The organism is Lysobacter sp. HA35 (genome assembly GCF_054061195.1).
The window spans coordinates 572,615-590,446 of the sequence record NZ_JBSSDY010000001.1 but is presented as its reverse complement, the minus strand read 5'-3'; the positions used below and the strand labels follow the sequence as shown (position 1 = coordinate 590,446).

The window sequence follows — 17,832 nt, the reverse complement described above, 5'->3', positions numbered from 1 at the left end:
GTCGATCAGTGCGCGGCGACCTTCGAGTCGACCGCCGCCTTGCCCATCGGGTTGCGCGGATCGGTGCCGCCTTCGAGCGTATTGCGACGTTTGTCCCAGGCGACCGTCTGAAGGTTGCCCCAGGTCGATTCGCCCGCGTTGACCTTGTGGCCCATCGCTTCGAGAGCAGTCACGGTCGATGCATCCAGCGCGCCGGCTTCCGCCGAGATCACGTCCGGCAACCACTGGTGATGCACGCGCGGAAGCGCCGCGACCTGCTGCGCCGACAAGCCGGCGTCGTAACCGAGGATGCCGTACAGAACCTCGGTAATGATGCGGCTGCCGCCCGGCGCGCCGATCACGGCAAGCTTGTCGTTGGATTCGATGAAGCTCGGCGACATCGAGCTGAGCATGCGCTTGCCCGGCTTCGGCGCATTGGCTTCGAAGCCCATCACGCCGAACGCATTCGCGGTGCCCGGCTTGAGCGCGAAATCGTCCATCTCGTTGTTGAGCAGTACGCCAGTGCCCGGCGCGACCATGCCGGAGCCGTAGGTCAGGTTGACCGTCTGCGTGGTCGAGACCAGGTTGCCCTGCGCGTCCATGATCGAATAGTGCGTGGTCTCGTCGTCTTCCAGCGGCGCGGGCTGGCCTGGCAGCAGGTCACTCGGCGTCGCCTTGTCGGGATGGATCGTGGCGCGCAGACCGGCCGCGTAATCCGGCGACATCAGGCGCGACATCGGAACCTTCACGAAGTCCGGATCACCGAGATAGATCGTGCGATCGCGGTACGCACGACGCATCGCCTCGGCGAGGATGTGCGTGCGATGCGCGGGGTCGAGCTTCTGCAGGTCCCAGCCCGACACCGTCTGCAGAATTTCCGCGAGCGCGACACCGCCCGACGACGGCGGCGGCGACGTCGTGATGTGCCAGCCGCGATAGTCGAACTTCAGCGGCGCGCGTTCGCGAACGCGATAGCCGGCAAGCTCCGCAGCGGTCCAGTGGCCGCCTTCCTCACTGGCGGCGGACAGCAGCTTCGTCGCGTTGTCGCCGCGATAGAAACCGTCGAAACCTTTGGTCGCGATGAGTTCGAGCGTGTGCGCGAGGTCCGGCTGCTTGAACGTTTCGCCGACCTTCGGCGGATCGCCGTCGGCGAGGAATACTTCGCGCGTGCCGCGGTAACGCTCCATCACCGTGCGACGGCTGGCGTAACCCTTTTCGAGACGGTCGTAGACGGGAAAACCTTCGCGCGCGACGCGGATCGCCGGCGCAAGCGTCGTCGACAGCGGCAGCTTTCCGTACTTCTGCGCGATGTGCACGAGTGCGGCAGGCAGCCCTGGAATGCCTGCGGACCACGGGCCGTTCTCGGAGCGATCGCGGTTGAGGTCACCCTTCGCATCGAGGAAGGCGGCGGGCGTCGCGGCTTCGGGTGAGGTTTCGCGCGCGTCGACGAACACGTCGCGACCGGTCTTCGCATCGTGCAGCAGGAAGAAGCCGCCGCCGCCGAGCCCCGAACTCACCGGCTCGACCACCGACAGCATCGCCGACACGGCCACCGCGGCGTCGAACGCGTTACCACCCTTGTGCAGCATCTCCATGCCGGCATCCGTCGCAAGCGAATGCGCGCTGGCGATCGCTGCGCCCGGCGGATGCGTTGCTTGCGTCGCCGCAGGTTTCGCAGCGGCCGGCGTCTTGGCGGCCACGGGCAACGCGACGAACAGCGACAGGACCGCAGCGGCAAGGACGTGCATTACAGGACGCATCAAACGTGCTCCAACGGGCCGCCGGCGAGCGCGATGGCCTTGGCCAGCAGCTCGTCGCGGGTTTCGGGATGGGCGGTATCGGGGTCGATGCATTCGACCGGGCAGACGACGACGCACTGCGGCTCGTCGAAATGGCCGACGCATTCGGTGCAGCGCGCAGGGTCGATCACGTAGATGACCTCGCCCTGCGAGATCGCCTGGTTCGGGCAGGCGGGTTCGCAGACGTCGCAGTTCACGCAGAGGTCGTTGATGCGGAGTGACATGCCATCGCAGCCGGTGTCGAGGCGGCATTGTCGCACCCGCGGCCGGAACCGTTGCCGACGCGGGCTGCACGCCGGGTTGTCGGCCACGCAACAGCGCGCGACACCCGGAAACGACGACGGCCGGCGAATGGCCGGCCGTCGAGGCAATGCGATGCGATGCGGCGGAAGCCGCGACCGCGGGTCTTACTTGGCTTCGACGAACTCGAACTTCGCGCCCGACGGCTTCACCGCCGCCTCGGCGCGGTCCTTGTCGGCCGCGTCGCCGATGAACAGAACGCGCACGCCCTTCATGGTGTCAGCGCCGGCGCCGGTGAACGCGGCGACGATCATGTCGGCGGCCTGCTTGGACTCGGGCGAGGCGAACGCGAGCAGCGTGCCTTCGACGCCACCACGTGCGACGTCTTCCTTCGCCTTGTCGACCTGGCGCTGGAAGGTGTCCTGGAAGCCGGCTTCGCTCGACGGCGGCAGCGTGTACGCGTAGACGCTGGACGCGCCCTCGAGGTGACGGGTCACCTGGTCCTTGATGTAGTTGTCCCAGCCGGTGCCATCGGTCGGGCTGGTCGGCTTGGCGACGGCCGGCTTCTGCGTTGCGGCGGTCTGCGTGCCTTCTTCCTTTTTGCACGCCGCCAGGACCGGCAGCGCGAGCACGGCGAGCAAAATCAGGCGGGTGGTGTTCTTCATGCGTTTCCTCGGGGTTGACATCAAATACGCCGCCAGTGGTCCTGCAGCGCGGTGGCCACCGCCGGGGGAACGAAACCGGATACATCCCCGCCGAGGCGGGCGATTTCGCGGACCAGCGATGAAGAAATGAATCCGTATTGCTCGGCCGGGGTCAGGAATAAAGTCTCGACCTCCGGGATCAGGTGGCGATTCATGCTCGCCATCTGGAACTCGTATTCGAAGTCCGACACCGCGCGCAGGCCACGCAGCAGAACGCCGGCGCCGACCTCGCGCACGAAATGCGCGAGCAGCGAATTGAAGCCGCGCACTTCGACATGCGGATGGTGGGCGATCGCGTCCTTGGCGAGCTCGACGCGCGTGGCGAGCGGGATCGACGGGCCCTTCGACGGGCTTTCGGCGATGCCGATGACCAGGCGATCGAACAACGGCGCGGCTCGATCGACGAGGTCGATGTGACCGTTCGTGATCGGATCGAAGGTGCCGGGATAGACGGCTGTGCGGTGACGTGCCGCGGTCATGGAATCTCGTACGGGTTCGACGGCTCCCCGGCCGTCGCTTCGGGATCGAGTGTAGCAGCGGCCGACGCGTGTGAAGGGGCCCTGTAAAGGGCGTAGCGGACCTCCCGCGTGCGGCCTTCGCGATGCAGCTCCCAGTTCGCCGGCACGCCGGGGTCGACGTCGGCCGGGCTTTCGACGTGGACAAGCGCATCGGCCGCGAGCCGCGGCGCGAGCACCGGCCACACCCGCGACCACAGCCCGCCCGCGAACGGCGGATCGACGAAGGCGATGTCGAAGGTCGAGGTCGACGACGTGAGCCAGCCGATCGCATCGCCCTGCACCATCTGCCCGCGCGCGCCGCCTTCGAGGCGGCCGAGCGTCGTGCGCAGCGCGTTGGCGAGGCTGGCGTCGCGCTCGATCAGCACGGCGGACGCCGCGCCGCGCGACAGGGCCTCGAGCCCGAGCGCGCCGGTGCCGGCGAAGACATCGACGACCCGCGCGTCGGCGAGCCAAGGCATCAGCCAGTTGAACAGGGTTTCGCGCACGCGGTCCGACGAAGGCCGCAGCCCCGCCACCTGCGGCACGTCCAGGCGCGTTCCGCGCCATCGCCCACCGATGAGGCGGACCTTTCCGGGTGGCGTGTTCATCAGGGCTGCGTGGGGGCCGGTGCTAGCATGTCGCGCCCATTTTCCCCTATTCCGACGCCGCCGATGCTGAGTTTTCTGCGCCGCAAGAAGCCGACCGATTCCGAGCGGCGGATGTCCGCCGAGGAGATCGCCGCGGCGTTCGCCGGCGCTGATCCCGTCGCCACGCCCGAGGCGCCGGTCGAGTCGCTCGACGCCAGCGTCAACGATCCCGCCGCGGTCGACGCCGCCGGCGAGTGGCTCGGTACCGCACTGCCGACCCCGGCAGAACCGGTCGTCGAGGTCGAGCCGCCGGTGGCCGAAGCCGTCGAGTCATCGGACGAGCTTCTCGGCGTGTCCAGCGATTCCGTCGCCGCCGCAGCCGGCAAGCGCGGCTGGCTCGACCGCCTGCGCGGCAACGCGTTCACCCGCTCGATCGGCGGCCTGTTCGCGCGTAATCCCAAGCTCGACGACGACCTGCTCGACGAGATCGAAACCGCGCTGATCACCGCGGACGTCGGCGTCACCGCGACGACCGAGCTGGTCGAGGATCTTCGCAAGTGCATGAAGGCGCGCCAGTTCGCCGATGCGAACGCGTTGCTCGCGGCGTTGCGCGCCGACCTGCTCGCCATGCTCGAGCCGGTGTCGAAGCCGCTGGTCATCGATCGAAACGCCAAGCCTTTCGTGCTGCTCACGATCGGCGTCAACGGCGTCGGTAAGACCACCACCATCGGCAAGCTCGCACGTCGTTTCCGCGACGAGAACCGCACGCTGATGCTCGCCGCCGGCGACACCTTCCGCGCCGCGGCGGTCGCGCAGCTGCAGGCCTGGGGCGAGCGCAACGGCGTGCAGGTGATCGCGCAGGGCCAGAACGCGGATGCCGCATCGGTCGCGTTCGACGCGTTGCAAGCGGCGAAGGCGCGCGGCACCGAAGTACTGATCGCCGACACCGCTGGCCGGCTGCACACGCAGCAGGGGCTGATGGCGGAGCTTGGCAAGATCAAGCGCGTGTTGCAGAAGCTCGACCCCGCCGCACCGCACGAAGTGCTGCTGGTCATCGACGGCACGACCGGGCAGAACGCGCTCTCGCAGCTGCGCCAGTTCCACGCCGCGATCGGCGTCACGGGTCTCGTCGTGACCAAGCTCGACGGCACCGCAAAGGGCGGCGTCGTGTTCGCCCTGGCACGCGAGTTCGGCATTCCGATCCGCTTCGCCGGCATCGGCGAGCGCCCGGAAGACCTGCGCGTGTTCGACGCCGCCGCCTTCGTCGACGCCCTGCTTCCGGAGTCGCTGGGCGGCGGATGACCGACGAAACCCCGGTCGAGCCGAATCCGCCCGCCGCACCTTCGCGGCGGCGTCGCGCATGGTTGATCGTCGCGATCCTGCTGATCGCGGCGCTCGCCGGACTCGTGCGTTGGGCCACGCGCCCGCAACAGGTCGCGTCACTGGTTCTGTCTCAGGCCAGCCGCGCGCTGGGCCTGCGCATCACAGCGAAAGGCGTAACGGAATACACGCTGGGTGACATGCCGCGCCTCGTGCTGCGCGAGGTCACCGCACAGCGCGATGGCGACGCGACGCCGGTGCTGCAGGCCGATCGAATTTCGCTTTCTCTGCCCTGGTCGACGCTGAAGTCGCGCGGCGCTGACCTTGTCGTTCATCGCATCGAAGTCGACCATCCGCGCATCGATATCGCGGCCATGCAGCGATGGTTGGCGACGCGTCCGCCATCGCCACAACGTCCGACGCCGACGTTGACGGATGGATTCGTCATGCGAAACGGCATCGTCGCAGGCGAAGGCTGGACGATCGACGCGCTCGCTATGGATGTGCCGCGGCTGGCGCCCAAACAGCTCGTGCATGCAACGCTGAAAGGCCGCGTTGTCGCTGGCGACACGCGCATGCCGTTCGATGTCGCTGCGACACTCGCGCGGCCGGAGATGCCGGCGGGACTCGGCGTGGCTGGCGCCGTGACGGTCGAGCGTCCGGAGTGGACGCTACCGCTCGATCTCGTGCTCCGCGGCGTTCCCGACCCGACGCATGGCATCGCTCTGGATGACATGTCGCTAGGTGCGCGGGCGCGCTACGTCGCGAAGTCGACCAACATCCCGTTCCGCCTTGGCATCGGTGGACGCGCGACGTATGCGCAGGGCTTGCACATCGCTCCGTTCGGTCTCGCGCTTCGCGAAGGCGAAACGATTCCTGACGTCACTGCTTCGGGTCGGCTCGACTGGACGTCCGCGCTCACGCTGCGACTCGACGGCGAGATCGCACGTTGGCCGTCTGCTTGGCCGGCGCTGCCCGCGCCGATCGGTCGTCTACGCGGCGCGCTCCCGATGCAATTGGCCTACGACGGCCCGACCGATCTCTCGGGCAATACCGCGCTGCAACTTACGTCGGGCGCGTCCCGTTTCGATGGCCGGTTCCGGCTTCCTCGGATGCTCGCCTGGATCGATGCGTCGTCCACCGGCACGCCGCTGCCACCGCTCGATGGCCACGTCCGTACGCCGCGTCTCGAGCTGCCCGGCGTGACCATGGAAGGCGTCGAGGTCGAGTTCACCGATGGCGAGTGACGATTTCGCCGCGCGGCTGCTCGCGTGGTTCGACGTCAACGGCCGCCATGACCTGCCCTGGCAGCATCCGCGCACGCCGTACCGCGTGTGGCTGTCGGAAGTGATGCTGCAGCAGACGCAGGTCGCGACGGTCATTCCCTACTTCCACCGCTTCGTCGACGCGCTGCCGACTCTGCAGGCGCTCGCCGATGCATCCACGGATCAGGTGTTCGCGCTGTGGTCGGGCCTCGGTTACTACACGCGCGCTCGCAACCTGCACGCGGCGGCGAAGATCTGCATGGAATCGCACGGTGGCGAATTGCCGCGCGACGTCGATGCGCTTGCGGCGCTGCCCGGCATCGGTCGCAGCACCGCGGCAGCAATCGCAGCGCAGGCATGGAATGACCGGCACGCGATCCTCGACGGCAACGTCAAGCGCGTGCTCGCGCGTTTTCATGGCGTCGAAGGTTGGCCCGGCACGCCAAAGGTCGAGCGCATTCTCTGGGGCTTCGCGCAGGCGCATGTCGAAGAAGCGGGCCTGCCAGACGGCCGCCTCGCCGACTACACGCAGGCGCAGATGGATTTCGGCGCGACGCTGTGCACGCCGCGGCGTCCGGCCTGCGTGATCTGCCCGCTGCAGGAGGACTGCGTCGCGCGCATCGAAGGTCGTCAGGACGAATTGCCGACGCCGCGTCCTGCGAAGACGCTGCCGCATCGACATGCCGTGATCCTCGTGCTGCGCGATGCCGACGGACGCGTACTCCTGCGGCGGCGCGAACCGACCGGCGTCTGGGCGTCGCTATGGTCGCTTCCGCAGTTCGACGACGAAGCGGCGGCGGACGCCTGGATCGCATCGCAGCGCACACCCGCCAGTGCGGTGATGTGGCTCGACGACGTCGCGCACGGCTTCTCGCACTACCATCTCACCCTGCGGCCGCGCCTGCATCGCATCGAAGCGCTGCCGACGCGTGTCGCCGATGACGATTCGAGCGCATGGGTGACGCGCGGCGATCTCGCATCGCTGGGCATTCCCGCACCCATCCGCACGCTTCTCAACCGTTTGTTCGAGGACTGACATGCCACGTACCGTCGACTGCGTATGGCTCAAGCGCGAGGACGAAGGCCTCGACTTCGTGCCGTGGCCCGGCGAACTCGGGCGTCGCGTGTACGCGCAGGTGGGCAAGCAGGGCTGGGCGGCTTGGCTCGCACACCAGACCATGCTGATCAACGAGAACCGGCTTTCGCCGATGAATCCGAAGCACCGCGAATACCTCGCCGAACAGATGGAGAAGTTCCTGTTCGGTGGCGGGGCCGACGCGGCAACGGGCTACACGCCGGAGCCCTGAAGTAGTTCAGCGCGACGACGCGTCGCGGCTGCACTCTCCGGCCGCGCGCCCCGCCTTAGCGAGAATCGGTGCTTGCGACTGCGACGCCCACAGCACGCAGGTCAGCTCGCCCTCGCGCTCGAAACGCGCGAGTTGCGTGGCCGCGGTGCCGGCATCCATCCCGGGTAGCAGCGGCACGAGCTGCTGCACCACTCGCCAGGCGTCGATGCCGTAATACGGCAGGCTGACCATGCCATCACTGCCCTGCACGGTCAGCAGCGGATGGGCGCGACCGTCCGGTGATCGCGCTGCGGGCAGCGTGTGCAACAACACGACGTCGGCATTCCCAAGTGACGCGCGCTGCAGACGCTGGCCCGCGACGCGTGCGGTGAGCACCCGTGCCCCGGCATCGATACTGACGACCGCCTCTTCCGCGTTCGCGCGTTGCGCCGCGACGAAGGCTGCCTGGTCATGCGTTCGCTTTGCCTGCAGCGCCCAGTAGCTACCGAGCACAAGGGCGAGCACGACGATGATCGATACCCACCACTTGCGCATGACGACTCCTCAGCTATCGAGTTCCGACCAGCGCGCGTAAGCGGTGTCGAGCTCCGCCTGCACACGTGCGATTTCCGCATTGTGCGCCGTGATCGCGGCGGCGTCGCGGGTATAGAAGGTGGGCTCGGAGAGCGCGTCGGTGAGCCGTGCGACTTCGCCTTCCAGCGCCTCGATGCGCGCCGGCAGCGATTCCAGCTCGCGCGTTTCCTTGAAGCTGAGCTTGCGCTTCGTAGGCGCCGCAACGACTGGCGCGGCCGACGCGCGCGGAAGCTCAGGCTTGGACGACCTCGAACCCGCTGCGGGCCGCTGGCGCACCCAGTCCGTGTAGCCACCGACGTAGTCGCCGACCTGCCCGTCGCCCTCCATCACCAGCGTCGACGTCACCACGTTGTCGAGAAAGTCGCGGTCATGGCTGACCAGAAGCAACGTGCCGGCGTAGTCGCCGAGCAGCTCTTCGAGCAGCTCCAGCGTTTCGACGTCGAGGTCGTTGGTCGGTTCGTCCATCACTAGAAGATTCGATGGCTGCGCGAACAGGCGCGCGAGCAGCAGTCGATTGCGCTCGCCACCCGACAGTCGCGTGATCGGCGCGCGCGCGCGTTCCGGGGTGAACAGGAAATCCTGCAGGTAGCCGATGATGTGCTTGCGCTTGCCGTTGAACTCGACGAACTCGCGGCCTTCGGCCACGTTCTCGATCGCGTTCCAGTCTTCGCGCAGCGTCGCGCGGTACTGGTCGAAGTAGGCGATCTGCAGGTTGCTGCCTTCGCGCACTTCGCCCGATTCCGGCTTGAGTTCACCGAGCAGTGTCTTCAGCAGCGTGGTCTTGCCGCTGCCGTTCGGGCCGATCAGGCCGATGCGGTCGCCGCGCATGATCGTCGTCGATACATCGCGCAGGATCATGCGGCCGCCGAGCGACACCGAAACATCCTTCGCCTCGATCACCTTGCGACCGGATGCATCGCCTTGCGCGGCTTCCATGCGCACCTTGCCGGTCTGTTCGCGACGCTGCGAACGCTCGTCGCGCATCGCCTTCAGACGACGCACGCGGCCTTCGTCGCGCGTACGGCGCGCCTTGATGCCCTGGCGAATCCACACTTCTTCCTGCGCCAGCAGCTTGTCGAAGCGCGCGTTCTCCTGTGCTTCGGAGTGCAGGCGTTCTTCGCGGCGTCGCAGGTAGTTGTCCCAGTCGCCCGGCCAGCTCGTGAGCGAGCCGCGGTCAATCTCGACGATGCGCGTGGCAAGCGATCGCATGAAACGGCGGTCATGGGTGATGAAGATCAGCGTGCCCCGCCACGACTTCAGGAAGCCTTCAAGCCAGTCGATCGATTCGATGTCGAGGTGGTTGGTCGGCTCGTCGAGCAGCAGCACGTCGGGCGACGACACCAGCGCGCGCGCCAGCATCACGCGTCGACGCATGCCGCCGGACAGGCCCGCGAACGCCTGGTCACCGTCGAGCGAAAGCCGCGTCAGCGTTTCGGTGACGCGCTGGTCGAGCGACCACGCACCCAGTTCCTCGATGCGCGACTGCACTTCCGCCAGCGCATTGGCATCGATGTGCTCGGCGTGGCTGAGGTGATGGAAGCGCGCGAGCAATGCGCCCTGTTCGCCGAGGCCGCCGGCGACGACGTCGAACACGTCGCCCGCAGTGTCGATCGGCACCTCCTGCTCGAGCCGCGCGACGCGCACGCCGTCCTCGTAGCGCACCTCGCCGTCGTCGGCGTGCAGGTCGCGCGAGATGAGTTTCAGCAGCGTGGACTTGCCGGCGCCGTTGCGGCCGATGACGGCGATTCGCTCGCCGGGATCGATGGAAAGGTCGACGTGGTCGAGCAGCAGCGGGCCGCCGACGCTGAAGTCGACGGACTGGAGAGTGATCAGGGGCATCGCGGCATTCTACGCGGCGCGGGCCGATTGCCCGCCGCTATGAGCTGCAGGACAGCATCGAGCAACCGGCCTTGCGACGCGCCCAGTCAGGCCGGCGCTGCGCGAATTCATCGCGGCCGGGCTGGTCGTCGTACGGCCGGCGCAGCACCTCAAGGAGTTCATGGATACTGGATGCGTCGCCGGCCGTGGCGCGGTCGATCGCCTGTTGAGCGAGGTAATTGCGCAGCACGTAACGTGGGTTTGCGCGGCGCATTTGCTCGCGGTGCCGGCCCTTGTCGACGTCGGCGAGGCGGTCGGCATACCGCGAAAGCCAGTCGCGAAACGCGTGCTCGCCGGCGTCGCGCTTGTCGTCGCTGTAGTACGCCGCGGCGAGCTGCGCGAGGTCGGGCGCTGCCGGATCGACGTCGATCAGCCCGCGGAAGAACAGCGTCATGTCGACCTCGTGCTCGCGCATCCATCGCTGCAGATCTTCCATCAGCAGGACGTCGCCATCGCGGAATTCGCCGAGCCCGAGCTTCGCGACCGCGTTGTCGCGCTCGGTCTGCTCGTACGTCTCGACGAATCGCGCAAGACCCGCCTGCAGCGGCCCGACGTCGCCGCCGAGTTGCGAAAGCGCACCCGCGAGGCGGCCAAGATTCCAGTACGCCACGGCCGCTTGCTGGCCGAACCGATAGCGGCGGCGTTGCGCATCGGTGGTGTTGGGCGTCCAGTCGGGGTCGTAGTCGTCGATCCAACCGTAGGGGCCGTAGTCGATGGTGAGGCCGAGGATCGACATGTTGTCGGTGTTCATCACACCGTGGACGAAGCCCACGCGCATCCAGTGGCCAACCGTCACGGCGGTGCGCTCGCAGATCTGCGCAAACCAGTCGCCAACGACGTTCGGCGACGCGGCATCAAGATGCGGATAGTCGCGACGGATGCAGAAGTCGACGAGTTTCTGCAGCAGCGGCACGTCGCCACGCGACGCGGGCAACTCGAAATGACCGAAGCGGATGAAGGACGGCGCCACGCGGCAGACGATCGCACCGGGCTCGGGCGCGGCGTGTCCGTCGTAGAACATGTCGCGCACCACGTCGTCGCCGGTCGCGACCAGGCTGAGCGCGCGCGTGGTCGGTACGCCGAGGTGATGCATCGCCTCGCTGCACAGGAATTCACGTACGGACGAGCGCAACACGGCGCGTCCGTCTGCCGTACGCGAATACGGCGTCGGGCCCGCGCCCTTGAGCTGCAGTTCCCAGCGCTCCCCGGCCGCATTGACGACCTCGCCGAGCGTGATCGCACGGCCGTCGCCCAACTGACCGGCCCAGTGGCCGAACTGGTGCCCGCCGTAGTTCGATGCATACGGCTCCATGCCGGACAACAGCGCGTTGCCGCCGAACAGCTCGGCGAACTCCGGAGAGGCCGCGTCCGCATCGTCGAGCCCGAGCACAGCCAGCATCTCGCGCGATACAGCGAGCACCCGCGGTGCGGCCACGGGCGTCGGCTCGACCGGCGACCAGGCCGCGCCGTGCACCTGCCTCACGACGTTCGCGTCCGACGGATCACCGGGCAGTTCGCGGACGAAACGGTTGTCGAAATGCAGGTCGGACAGGCTCATGGACGGCCGTGAAGACGGGCGCCGCCACGGCGCTCCGGAGCCCCATCGTAGCCATCGCGCGTTATGCCGATCGCGATGCCGCCGGCCGTCGCTACGCGGCCGCAGTGGCCCGAATCGACGGCCCGCACGCGCGCGTGCGGGTAGACTTCCGCCCCCGACCGGCCCGCCCGGCGCTGACGTTCCCGCTGCCATGAGCGCCGAAAACGAACCCGTAACCCCGACTTTCAGCGACCTCGAGCTGGGCGCACCGCTGCTGCGCGCGTTGGCCGATGTCGGCTACGAAACCCCCTCGCCCATCCAGGCCGCGACGATCCCGCCGCTGCTCGCGGGCCGCGACGTCATCGGCCAGGCGCAGACCGGCACCGGCAAGACCGCGGCGTTCGCGCTGCCGGTTCTGGCGCGCATCGACCCCACGCGCGCCAAGCCGCAGGCGCTGGTGCTGGCGCCGACGCGCGAGCTGGCGATCCAGGTCGCCGAGGCGTTCCAGAAGTACGCGACCTACCTGCCGAAGTTCCAGGTGCTGCCGATCTACGGCGGTCAGGGCTACGCGCCGCAGCTGAGCGCGCTCAAGCGCGGCGTGCATGTCGTCGTCGGCACGCCGGGCCGCGTGATCGACCACATGAAGCGCGGCACGCTCGACCTGTCCGAGCTGCGCATGCTCGTGCTCGACGAAGCCGACGAAATGCTGCGCATGGGCTTCATCGACGACGTGCAGGCGGTGCTCGATGCGACGCCTCCGACGCGCCAGGTCGCGCTGTTCTCCGCGACCATGCCGCCGCCGATCCGCCGCATCGCGCAGACGCATCTCAAGGATCCGGTCGAGATCGCGATCAAGTCGACCACGACCACCGCAGCGAACATCCGCCAGCGCTTCGTGTCGGTCAGCGGCCATCACAAGCTCGACGCGATCACGCGCGTGCTCGAAGCCGAAACGTATGACGCGATGATCGTGTTCGCGCGCACCAAGATCGCGACCGAGGAACTTGCCGGCAAGCTTGCGGCGCGTGGCATTGCCGCAGCGGCGCTGAATGGCGACGTCCAGCAGGCGCAGCGCGAGAAGATCGTGCAGCAGCTCAAGGACGGTCGCATAGACGTGCTGGTCGCGACCGACGTCGCCGCGCGCGGCCTCGATGTCGACCGCATCAGCCACGTGCTGAATTACGACATTCCGTACGACACCGAAAGCTACGTGCACCGCATCGGCCGCACCGGTCGCGCGGGTCGCACCGGCGAAGCGATCCTGTTCGTGACGCCGCGCGAGCGCGGCATGTTGCGCGCGATCGAACGCGCCACGCGCCAGCCGATCGAACCGATGGAGCCGCCGAGCATCGAGTCGGTGAACGCGCGACGCGTCGACAAGTTCCTGGGGCGCATTTCGGACGCACTCGAATCGTCCGACCTGCCGATGTATCGCGAACTCATCGAGCGTTTCGAGAACGATCGCAACGTGCCGGCGGTGGAAATCGCCGCCGCACTCGCGCACCTGCTGCAGGGCGAATCGCCGCTGCTGATGCCGACCGGGCACGACCCGTTGCTCGCCGCGCAGCAACGCGAGCGCAGTAACGATAGCGAACGTGCGCCGCGTTTCGATCGCGACACGCGCAGCGAGCGCCCCGCACGCTTCGACCGCCCGGATCGCGCACCGCGCGCAGATCGCGATGGCAAGCCCTATGGCGATCGCGCACCTGCGCCGGCCGAGCGTCCTGCGCGATTCGAGCGCGACGACGCACCGCCGCGCATCGAGCGTGGCCCGATGGGCGATGACGCACGTCCACCACGTCGCGAACATGAGGATCGTCCTGCGCGCGCCGCGAGTGACTTCGAATCGCGCGGCCCGCGTTTCGAGCGCGAAACCCGCGTGCATAACGATGCCGAGCGCCACTTTGACAGCGCGCCGCGTCAGGAACGACCGCAGCGTGGTCCCGATCCGGGCATGGAGACGTTCCGCATCGAGGTCGGCCACGTGCATGGCGTCAAGCCGGGCAACATCGTCGGCGCGATCGCGAACGAGGCGGATCTGGAAAGCCGGTTCATCGGCCGCATCGACATCCGCGACAACTTCACGCTGATCGATCTGCCGGGCGGCATGCCGACCGAAACGATGGAACACCTCAAGCGCGTGCGCGTCGCTGGCCAGCAGCTGAAGATCCGTCGCGACGATGGCCCGCGCGGTGGTGGACGCGATGCGGGTGGTCCGCCGCGTGGTGGCCGTGATGGCGCGCCGCCGCGCGGTGGTCGCGGCGGGTTTCCGCGTCGCGATCGCTGAGGAACGTGGGCGCCGTGTAGCGGCGCCTCGCTGGACAGCGTGACGCTTGGCTCGCCGACTTAAGCGGCGATGTTTGGAACGCGCGCCTTGTGCCGCGTTCGGAAGCAACGCGGCGCGGCCGTCGCATCAGACCGGGTCGCGCCAGGCAGCTAACTCGACTCGACACACGCCCGCGTCATCGACGCGGACGCGCGCCGTCATCCCGACTACTGCAGATTCATCCGCTGGTTATCGGTGAGCCGACCCGGATCGTTGGTCACCGCGGTCAGCAGGAAGTGCAGCGCCTTGCCCGCCATCGTGCCCGGGCCGTCCCAGTACTCGGCGCTCTCGGCTTCGACGCGGATCAGGCAGAGGTTCGGATCGTCCTTGCCGTCCTTGAAGTAGGCGCTCATGTACGGCTGCCAGTGGCGCTCGATTTCCGCGCGATCACGCGTGGCGATGGCGGTGCCGCAGATCGAGATGTAGGTGCCGTTGTCCTTCGCCGCGAACGCGACGTTGACCTGCGGATTCGCCTGGATCTCGCGCACCTTCTCGCTGTCCGCGCCGGTGGCGAACCAGAGATCCCCGTCGAACTCGATTTCCGCGACGCCGAGCGGGCGGCTGAAGAGACGGCCGTCCTCGCCCTGCGTGGTGAGCATCGCGACATGCAGCCCCTTGGCCATGTCGCGCAGCTTCTGGATGTTCTCGTCGCGGTCCGGGGCCGCGGTGCGGCGGTCGTCGCGCAGGTCCATGTGATGTCCTCGGCTTGCGGCGTCGTTACCGCTGCAAGCAGGAGACCGCACCGGCCGCCGACGCACGGTGAAGCGCCGGTGACGCGTCAGGCGATGTCGTCGACCATCGGCTGCAATTGCGGGTCGAGCGCGACGCGACCGTCGAATACGAAGCAGCGGCCCTCGTAACCGAAACCGCCGATCTTTTCGAAGTAGCCGAGGATCCCACCGTCGAGCTGCAGCACGTTCTGCATGCCGTCCGACTGCAGCCACAGCGCAGCCTTCTCGCAGCGGATGCCGCCGGTGCAGAAACTGACGACGGTCGCGTCGGCCAGTTCTTCGCGATGCGATTCCAGCGCGGCCGGCAGGTCGGTGAAGTTGTCGATCGGCAACGTGATCGCGCCATCGAACGTGCCGTACTTGAACTCTTCGCGATTGCGTGTGTCGAGCAGCACGAGTCGACGTCCTGCGTCGTCATGGCCCTGTTCGATCCAGCGCGCGAGTGTCGGCGGATCGACTGCGGGCGCGCGTGCATCGAGCGGCGCGGTGCCGTCCCGACGGAAGGTGATGATCTCGGGCTTGCGCTTGACCTTGAGCCGCCCGAACGGCTGCATGCGGCTCCAGCTGCGCTTCACTTCGAGCGCGGCGAAACGCGCATCGCTGCGCAGCACGTCCAGAACGGATTCGACAGCAGCTTCGTCGCCCGCGAGGAACAGGTTCACGCCCTCGGGCGCGACCAAGATCGTGCCGCGCACGTCGCCCGATTCCGCCGCTACGCGCAGCGCATCGGCGAGCGCGTCGGCGTCGTGGAGTTCGGCGAAATGGTAGGCGGCGACGTTGAGCAGCATGGTCGCCATTGTACGGAGCCGCTTCGCCGCGCCGGCCGGGCGCGGCGGCGTCGTTCAGGCGCCGACGAGCCCGTCGAGATGCGGAAGCGGCTGCGGGCTGGCGACGAAGGTCGCGCCGTTGTGGTCCTGCTTGAACACGAAACCGTGCGCCATCTGCAGGTCGTCGGGCACCCAGAACACGCGCGGCTCGAGGCGGAAACCGCCTTCCCAGCCGGCGGCGTACGCGGCTTCTTTCGCCGATTCCCAGCTTTTCAGGAACGCGAGCGTCGCCGAACTATCGAGGCCCTCGCGCGGGTCGCTGCCCTCGCAGGGCACCGCCGCGACTTCAAGCGTTTCGCGCACCGTGCGCAGGTGATGCCAGCCGTAGTCGATCGGGCCGATGGAATACACGTGCCAGGTCATGAGCGGTCCCCTTTCCGCGATGTCGTCCATCAGCCGGGCATCGGCATGCCGAGGTGCGGCGCCAGCAGCCAGTACACCGCGCCGATGATCACCGCCCAGATGAGCAGGCGCACGACCAGCCCGACCGCCTTGAAGGCGAGCCACAGGCCGAGGATGACGATGATGATTGCAACGATGCTCATGGATGTTTCCGATGGAGTCCGGCCAGCATAGACCGGAACTCCGGCACGTTAGGGCGTCGGCACCGGCGTCAGGCGCAGGTCCCGGAAGTCGAAGCTGAAATCCGTGAGCGGCGACACGGGCTCCATGCGCACGCCGCGGATCGCGCCATCGTGGTCGAGGTCGAAATCGACGAATGCATCGGCGTTCAACCAGCGCTGATCCCAGCGGACGATGAAGCTGTCGTGCTGCCAGTGTTCGAGCCGGCCGGTGAGTTCGGGCGTCTTGGTGAACCGCAGGCGCAGGCCGTTGCCTTCGCGTTCGACGGCGACGTCGCCGTACCACGGGTCGCGATACATGCCCGCGTACTTCGCAAGCGGAAGCGATGGTTTGGACGACGCATCGCGCGCGGCGAGATGCTTCTTCCAGCTTTCGTCGGCATCGCCGCGCTGCTTGTCGAGCGCCGCGCCATACGCCGCGACCCAGTCGGTCTTCGGTGCGCCGGTGTAGGCATCGAGCACGCGATACGTGATGGCGTTGAAGGCGCCACCGAGCTCTGCATTGGTCAGCACGACGACGCCAACGCCGAGGTCGGGAACCATGGTCACCTTCGACACCATCCCGGGCCAGCCGCCGGTGTGCCAGACGAGCTTGTGGCCGCGGTAGTCGGACAGGAACCAGCCTTCGCCGTAGCCCGCGAAGTTCGGCTTCAGCGGCGCGAGCTGCGGCACCGCGGGTTCGGAGACGGGAATCGGCGTCACCAGCTGCCACATGCCCTGATGGCGTTCATGGCTGACGAGACGCTTGGCGACGTCGCCGGTGCCGCTGATCACGCCGTCGGCGAGCTGCAGGTTCATCCAGCGCGCCATGTCGTGCACGCTCGAATAGATGCCGCCAGCGCCCGCGACGTTCGACCACGTCATCGGCGCAGCGAGCGGGCGCACATCCTTGAAGTCGAACGCGGCGTGTCCGATCGCGACGTCATCGCCGGGCTTGAGGAAATCGCTGTTGTAGCGCGTCTCGTTCATGCCGAGCGGGCCGAGAATGCGCGCGTCCAGGAACGATTGGAAACTCTGCCCGCTCACCTGCTCGACCACCTGCTGCGCGACGCCGAACAGGATGTTGTCGTACGCGTACTGGCCGCGGAAACTGCCGTTGATGGGCACGTTCTTGAGGCGTTCGGCGACTTCGCGACCGCTGTATGTCGTGCCCGGCCAATACAGAAGATCACCCGCACCCAGGCTCAATCCGGAGCGATGCGCGAGCAGGTCGCGGATGCGCATTTCATGCGTGATGTTCGGGTCCGACATGCGGAACCACGGCAGGCGGTCGATGACGCGATCGTCCAGCGACAGCTTGCCTTCGTCGGCGAGCATCGAGATCGCCATCGACGTGAACGCTTTCGTGTTCGATGCGATCGCGAACATCGTGTGCGCGGTGACGCGATCGTTCGTGCCGGTCTTGCGCACACCCCAGCCGTTCTCCAGCACGATGTGCCCGTCCTTGACGATCGCGACCGCGATGCCCGGCACGTCGAAACGCTTGCGGTCGGATTCGACGTAGGCGTCGAAATCCGCGAGCTGCGCGGGGAGCGCGGCGGGCGCCGCAGCGGGTGCAGAAACGGGTTCGGCCGTTTGCGCGCGCACGGGCGCGGCGAGCAGCAGGGGAAGCACGAGCAGGCAGGCGGACAGGCGCGGCGTCATCGGTCGGGTTCGCTTGGACGAGCGCGGACGATACCGT

18 protein-coding genes are annotated in these 17,832 nt (G+C 67.7%); 5 read left to right on the top strand and 13 right to left on the bottom strand.

Translation table 11 applies throughout. The features are described from left to right. Nucleotides 1-5 precede the first annotated feature (5 nt). The 5 genes from ggt to rsmD all read right to left on the bottom strand — a co-directional run bounded on the left by ggt (nucleotide 6) and on the right by rsmD (nucleotide 3,827). Nucleotides 6-1,739, bottom strand: coding sequence for a gamma-glutamyltransferase (gene ggt / locus ACVWZN_RS03095; protein ID WP_456952569.1), 1,734 nt, complete (start codon nucleotides 1,737-1,739; stop codon nucleotides 6-8). Then, a complete protein-coding gene (locus ACVWZN_RS03090; RefSeq protein ID WP_027082851.1) occupies nucleotides 1,739-2,002 on the bottom strand; it encodes a YfhL family 4Fe-4S dicluster ferredoxin in 264 nt (87 codons plus the stop codon). Before ACVWZN_RS03090 ends, ggt begins: the two co-directional genes overlap by 1 nt. A 183-nt stretch (nucleotides 2,003-2,185) precedes the next feature. Continuing rightward, nucleotides 2,186-2,683, bottom strand: a complete 498-nt coding sequence (locus tag ACVWZN_RS03085) for a hypothetical protein (RefSeq protein WP_027082850.1) — start codon at nucleotides 2,681-2,683, stop codon at nucleotides 2,186-2,188. A gap of 20 nt (nucleotides 2,684-2,703) precedes the next feature. Beyond that, complete coding sequence (coaD, locus tag ACVWZN_RS03080; protein WP_027082849.1) at nucleotides 2,704-3,201, bottom strand: pantetheine-phosphate adenylyltransferase; 498 nt, start codon at nucleotides 3,199-3,201, stop codon at nucleotides 2,704-2,706. Continuing rightward, complete coding sequence (gene rsmD / locus ACVWZN_RS03075) at nucleotides 3,198-3,827, bottom strand: 16S rRNA (guanine(966)-N(2))-methyltransferase RsmD (RefSeq protein ID WP_456952568.1); 630 nt, start codon at nucleotides 3,825-3,827, stop codon at nucleotides 3,198-3,200. The genes coaD and rsmD overlap by 4 nt, the downstream gene beginning before the upstream one ends. Nucleotides 3,828-3,890: 63 nt before the next feature. Here rsmD and ftsY point away from each other — a divergent pair, with 63 nt between their 5' ends. Genes ftsY through ACVWZN_RS03055 form a run of 4 tightly spaced genes read left to right on the top strand, consistent with a single transcriptional unit; the run spans nucleotide 3,891 to nucleotide 7,698 of the window. Continuing rightward, on the top strand, nucleotides 3,891-5,108 hold the full coding sequence (gene ftsY, locus ACVWZN_RS03070) for a signal recognition particle-docking protein FtsY (RefSeq protein WP_456952567.1): 1,218 nt from the start codon (nucleotides 3,891-3,893) through the stop codon (nucleotides 5,106-5,108). Next, the gene (locus ACVWZN_RS03065) at nucleotides 5,105-6,373 is read left to right on the top strand and encodes a hypothetical protein (RefSeq protein WP_456952566.1); all 1,269 of its coding nucleotides are present in this window, start codon (nucleotides 5,105-5,107) and stop codon (nucleotides 6,371-6,373) included. The genes ftsY and ACVWZN_RS03065 overlap by 4 nt, the downstream gene beginning before the upstream one ends. Next, a complete protein-coding gene (mutY, locus tag ACVWZN_RS03060) occupies nucleotides 6,363-7,427 on the top strand; it encodes an A/G-specific adenine glycosylase (RefSeq protein ID WP_456952565.1) in 1,065 nt (354 codons plus the stop codon). The genes ACVWZN_RS03065 and mutY overlap by 11 nt, the downstream gene beginning before the upstream one ends. A 1-nt stretch (nucleotide 7,428) precedes the next feature. Further along, nucleotides 7,429-7,698 (top strand): oxidative damage protection protein, encoded by a 270-nt coding sequence (locus tag ACVWZN_RS03055; RefSeq protein ID WP_027082845.1) that lies wholly within the window; start codon nucleotides 7,429-7,431, stop codon nucleotides 7,696-7,698. Between the two features lie 6 nt (nucleotides 7,699-7,704). On the opposite strand, the gene ACVWZN_RS03050 is transcribed toward ACVWZN_RS03055, so the two are convergent. The 3 genes from ACVWZN_RS03050 to ACVWZN_RS03040 are packed head-to-tail and all read right to left on the bottom strand — an operon-like array spanning nucleotide 7,705 to nucleotide 11,701. Further along, nucleotides 7,705-8,232, bottom strand: a complete 528-nt coding sequence (locus ACVWZN_RS03050; RefSeq protein ID WP_456952564.1) for a hypothetical protein — start codon at nucleotides 8,230-8,232, stop codon at nucleotides 7,705-7,707. 9 nt (nucleotides 8,233-8,241) lie between these two features. Beyond that, complete coding sequence (locus ACVWZN_RS03045) at nucleotides 8,242-10,110, bottom strand: ATP-binding cassette domain-containing protein (protein ID WP_456952563.1); 1,869 nt, start codon at nucleotides 10,108-10,110, stop codon at nucleotides 8,242-8,244. A 37-nt stretch (nucleotides 10,111-10,147) separates the two neighbouring features. Continuing rightward, nucleotides 10,148-11,701 carry a protein adenylyltransferase SelO gene (locus ACVWZN_RS03040; RefSeq protein WP_456954697.1) on the bottom strand — a complete coding sequence of 518 codons (1,554 nt, stop codon included), beginning with the start codon at nucleotides 11,699-11,701 and terminating at the stop codon, nucleotides 10,148-10,150. Nucleotides 11,702-11,897: 196 nt separating this feature from the next. Here ACVWZN_RS03040 and ACVWZN_RS03035 point away from each other — a divergent pair, with 196 nt between their 5' ends. Next, nucleotides 11,898-13,973 carry a DEAD/DEAH box helicase gene (locus ACVWZN_RS03035; protein ID WP_456952562.1) on the top strand — a complete coding sequence of 692 codons (2,076 nt, stop codon included), beginning with the start codon at nucleotides 11,898-11,900 and terminating at the stop codon, nucleotides 13,971-13,973. Nucleotides 13,974-14,179: 206 nt separating this feature from the next. On the opposite strand, the gene ACVWZN_RS03030 is transcribed toward ACVWZN_RS03035, so the two are convergent. The 5 genes from ACVWZN_RS03030 to ACVWZN_RS03010 form a co-directional block, all read right to left on the bottom strand. Next, entirely contained in the window at nucleotides 14,180-14,704 is a 525-nt protein-coding gene (locus tag ACVWZN_RS03030) for a pyridoxamine 5'-phosphate oxidase family protein (RefSeq protein WP_456952561.1), read from the bottom strand. Nucleotides 14,705-14,790: 86 nt separating this feature from the next. After that, nucleotides 14,791-15,531 carry a sulfurtransferase gene (locus tag ACVWZN_RS03025; RefSeq protein WP_456954696.1) on the bottom strand — a complete coding sequence of 247 codons (741 nt, stop codon included), beginning with the start codon at nucleotides 15,529-15,531 and terminating at the stop codon, nucleotides 14,791-14,793. 54 nt (nucleotides 15,532-15,585) lie between these two features. Next, nucleotides 15,586-15,933, bottom strand: a complete 348-nt coding sequence (locus ACVWZN_RS03020; protein WP_456952560.1) for a hypothetical protein — start codon at nucleotides 15,931-15,933, stop codon at nucleotides 15,586-15,588. A 29-nt stretch (nucleotides 15,934-15,962) separates the two neighbouring features. Beyond that, nucleotides 15,963-16,115, bottom strand: coding sequence for a hypothetical protein (locus tag ACVWZN_RS03015; RefSeq protein WP_456952559.1), 153 nt, complete (start codon nucleotides 16,113-16,115; stop codon nucleotides 15,963-15,965). 48 nt (nucleotides 16,116-16,163) lie between these two features. Continuing rightward, on the bottom strand, nucleotides 16,164-17,795 hold the full coding sequence (locus tag ACVWZN_RS03010) for a serine hydrolase (protein ID WP_456952558.1): 1,632 nt from the start codon (nucleotides 17,793-17,795) through the stop codon (nucleotides 16,164-16,166). Between the last annotated feature and the right edge of the window lie 37 nt (nucleotides 17,796-17,832).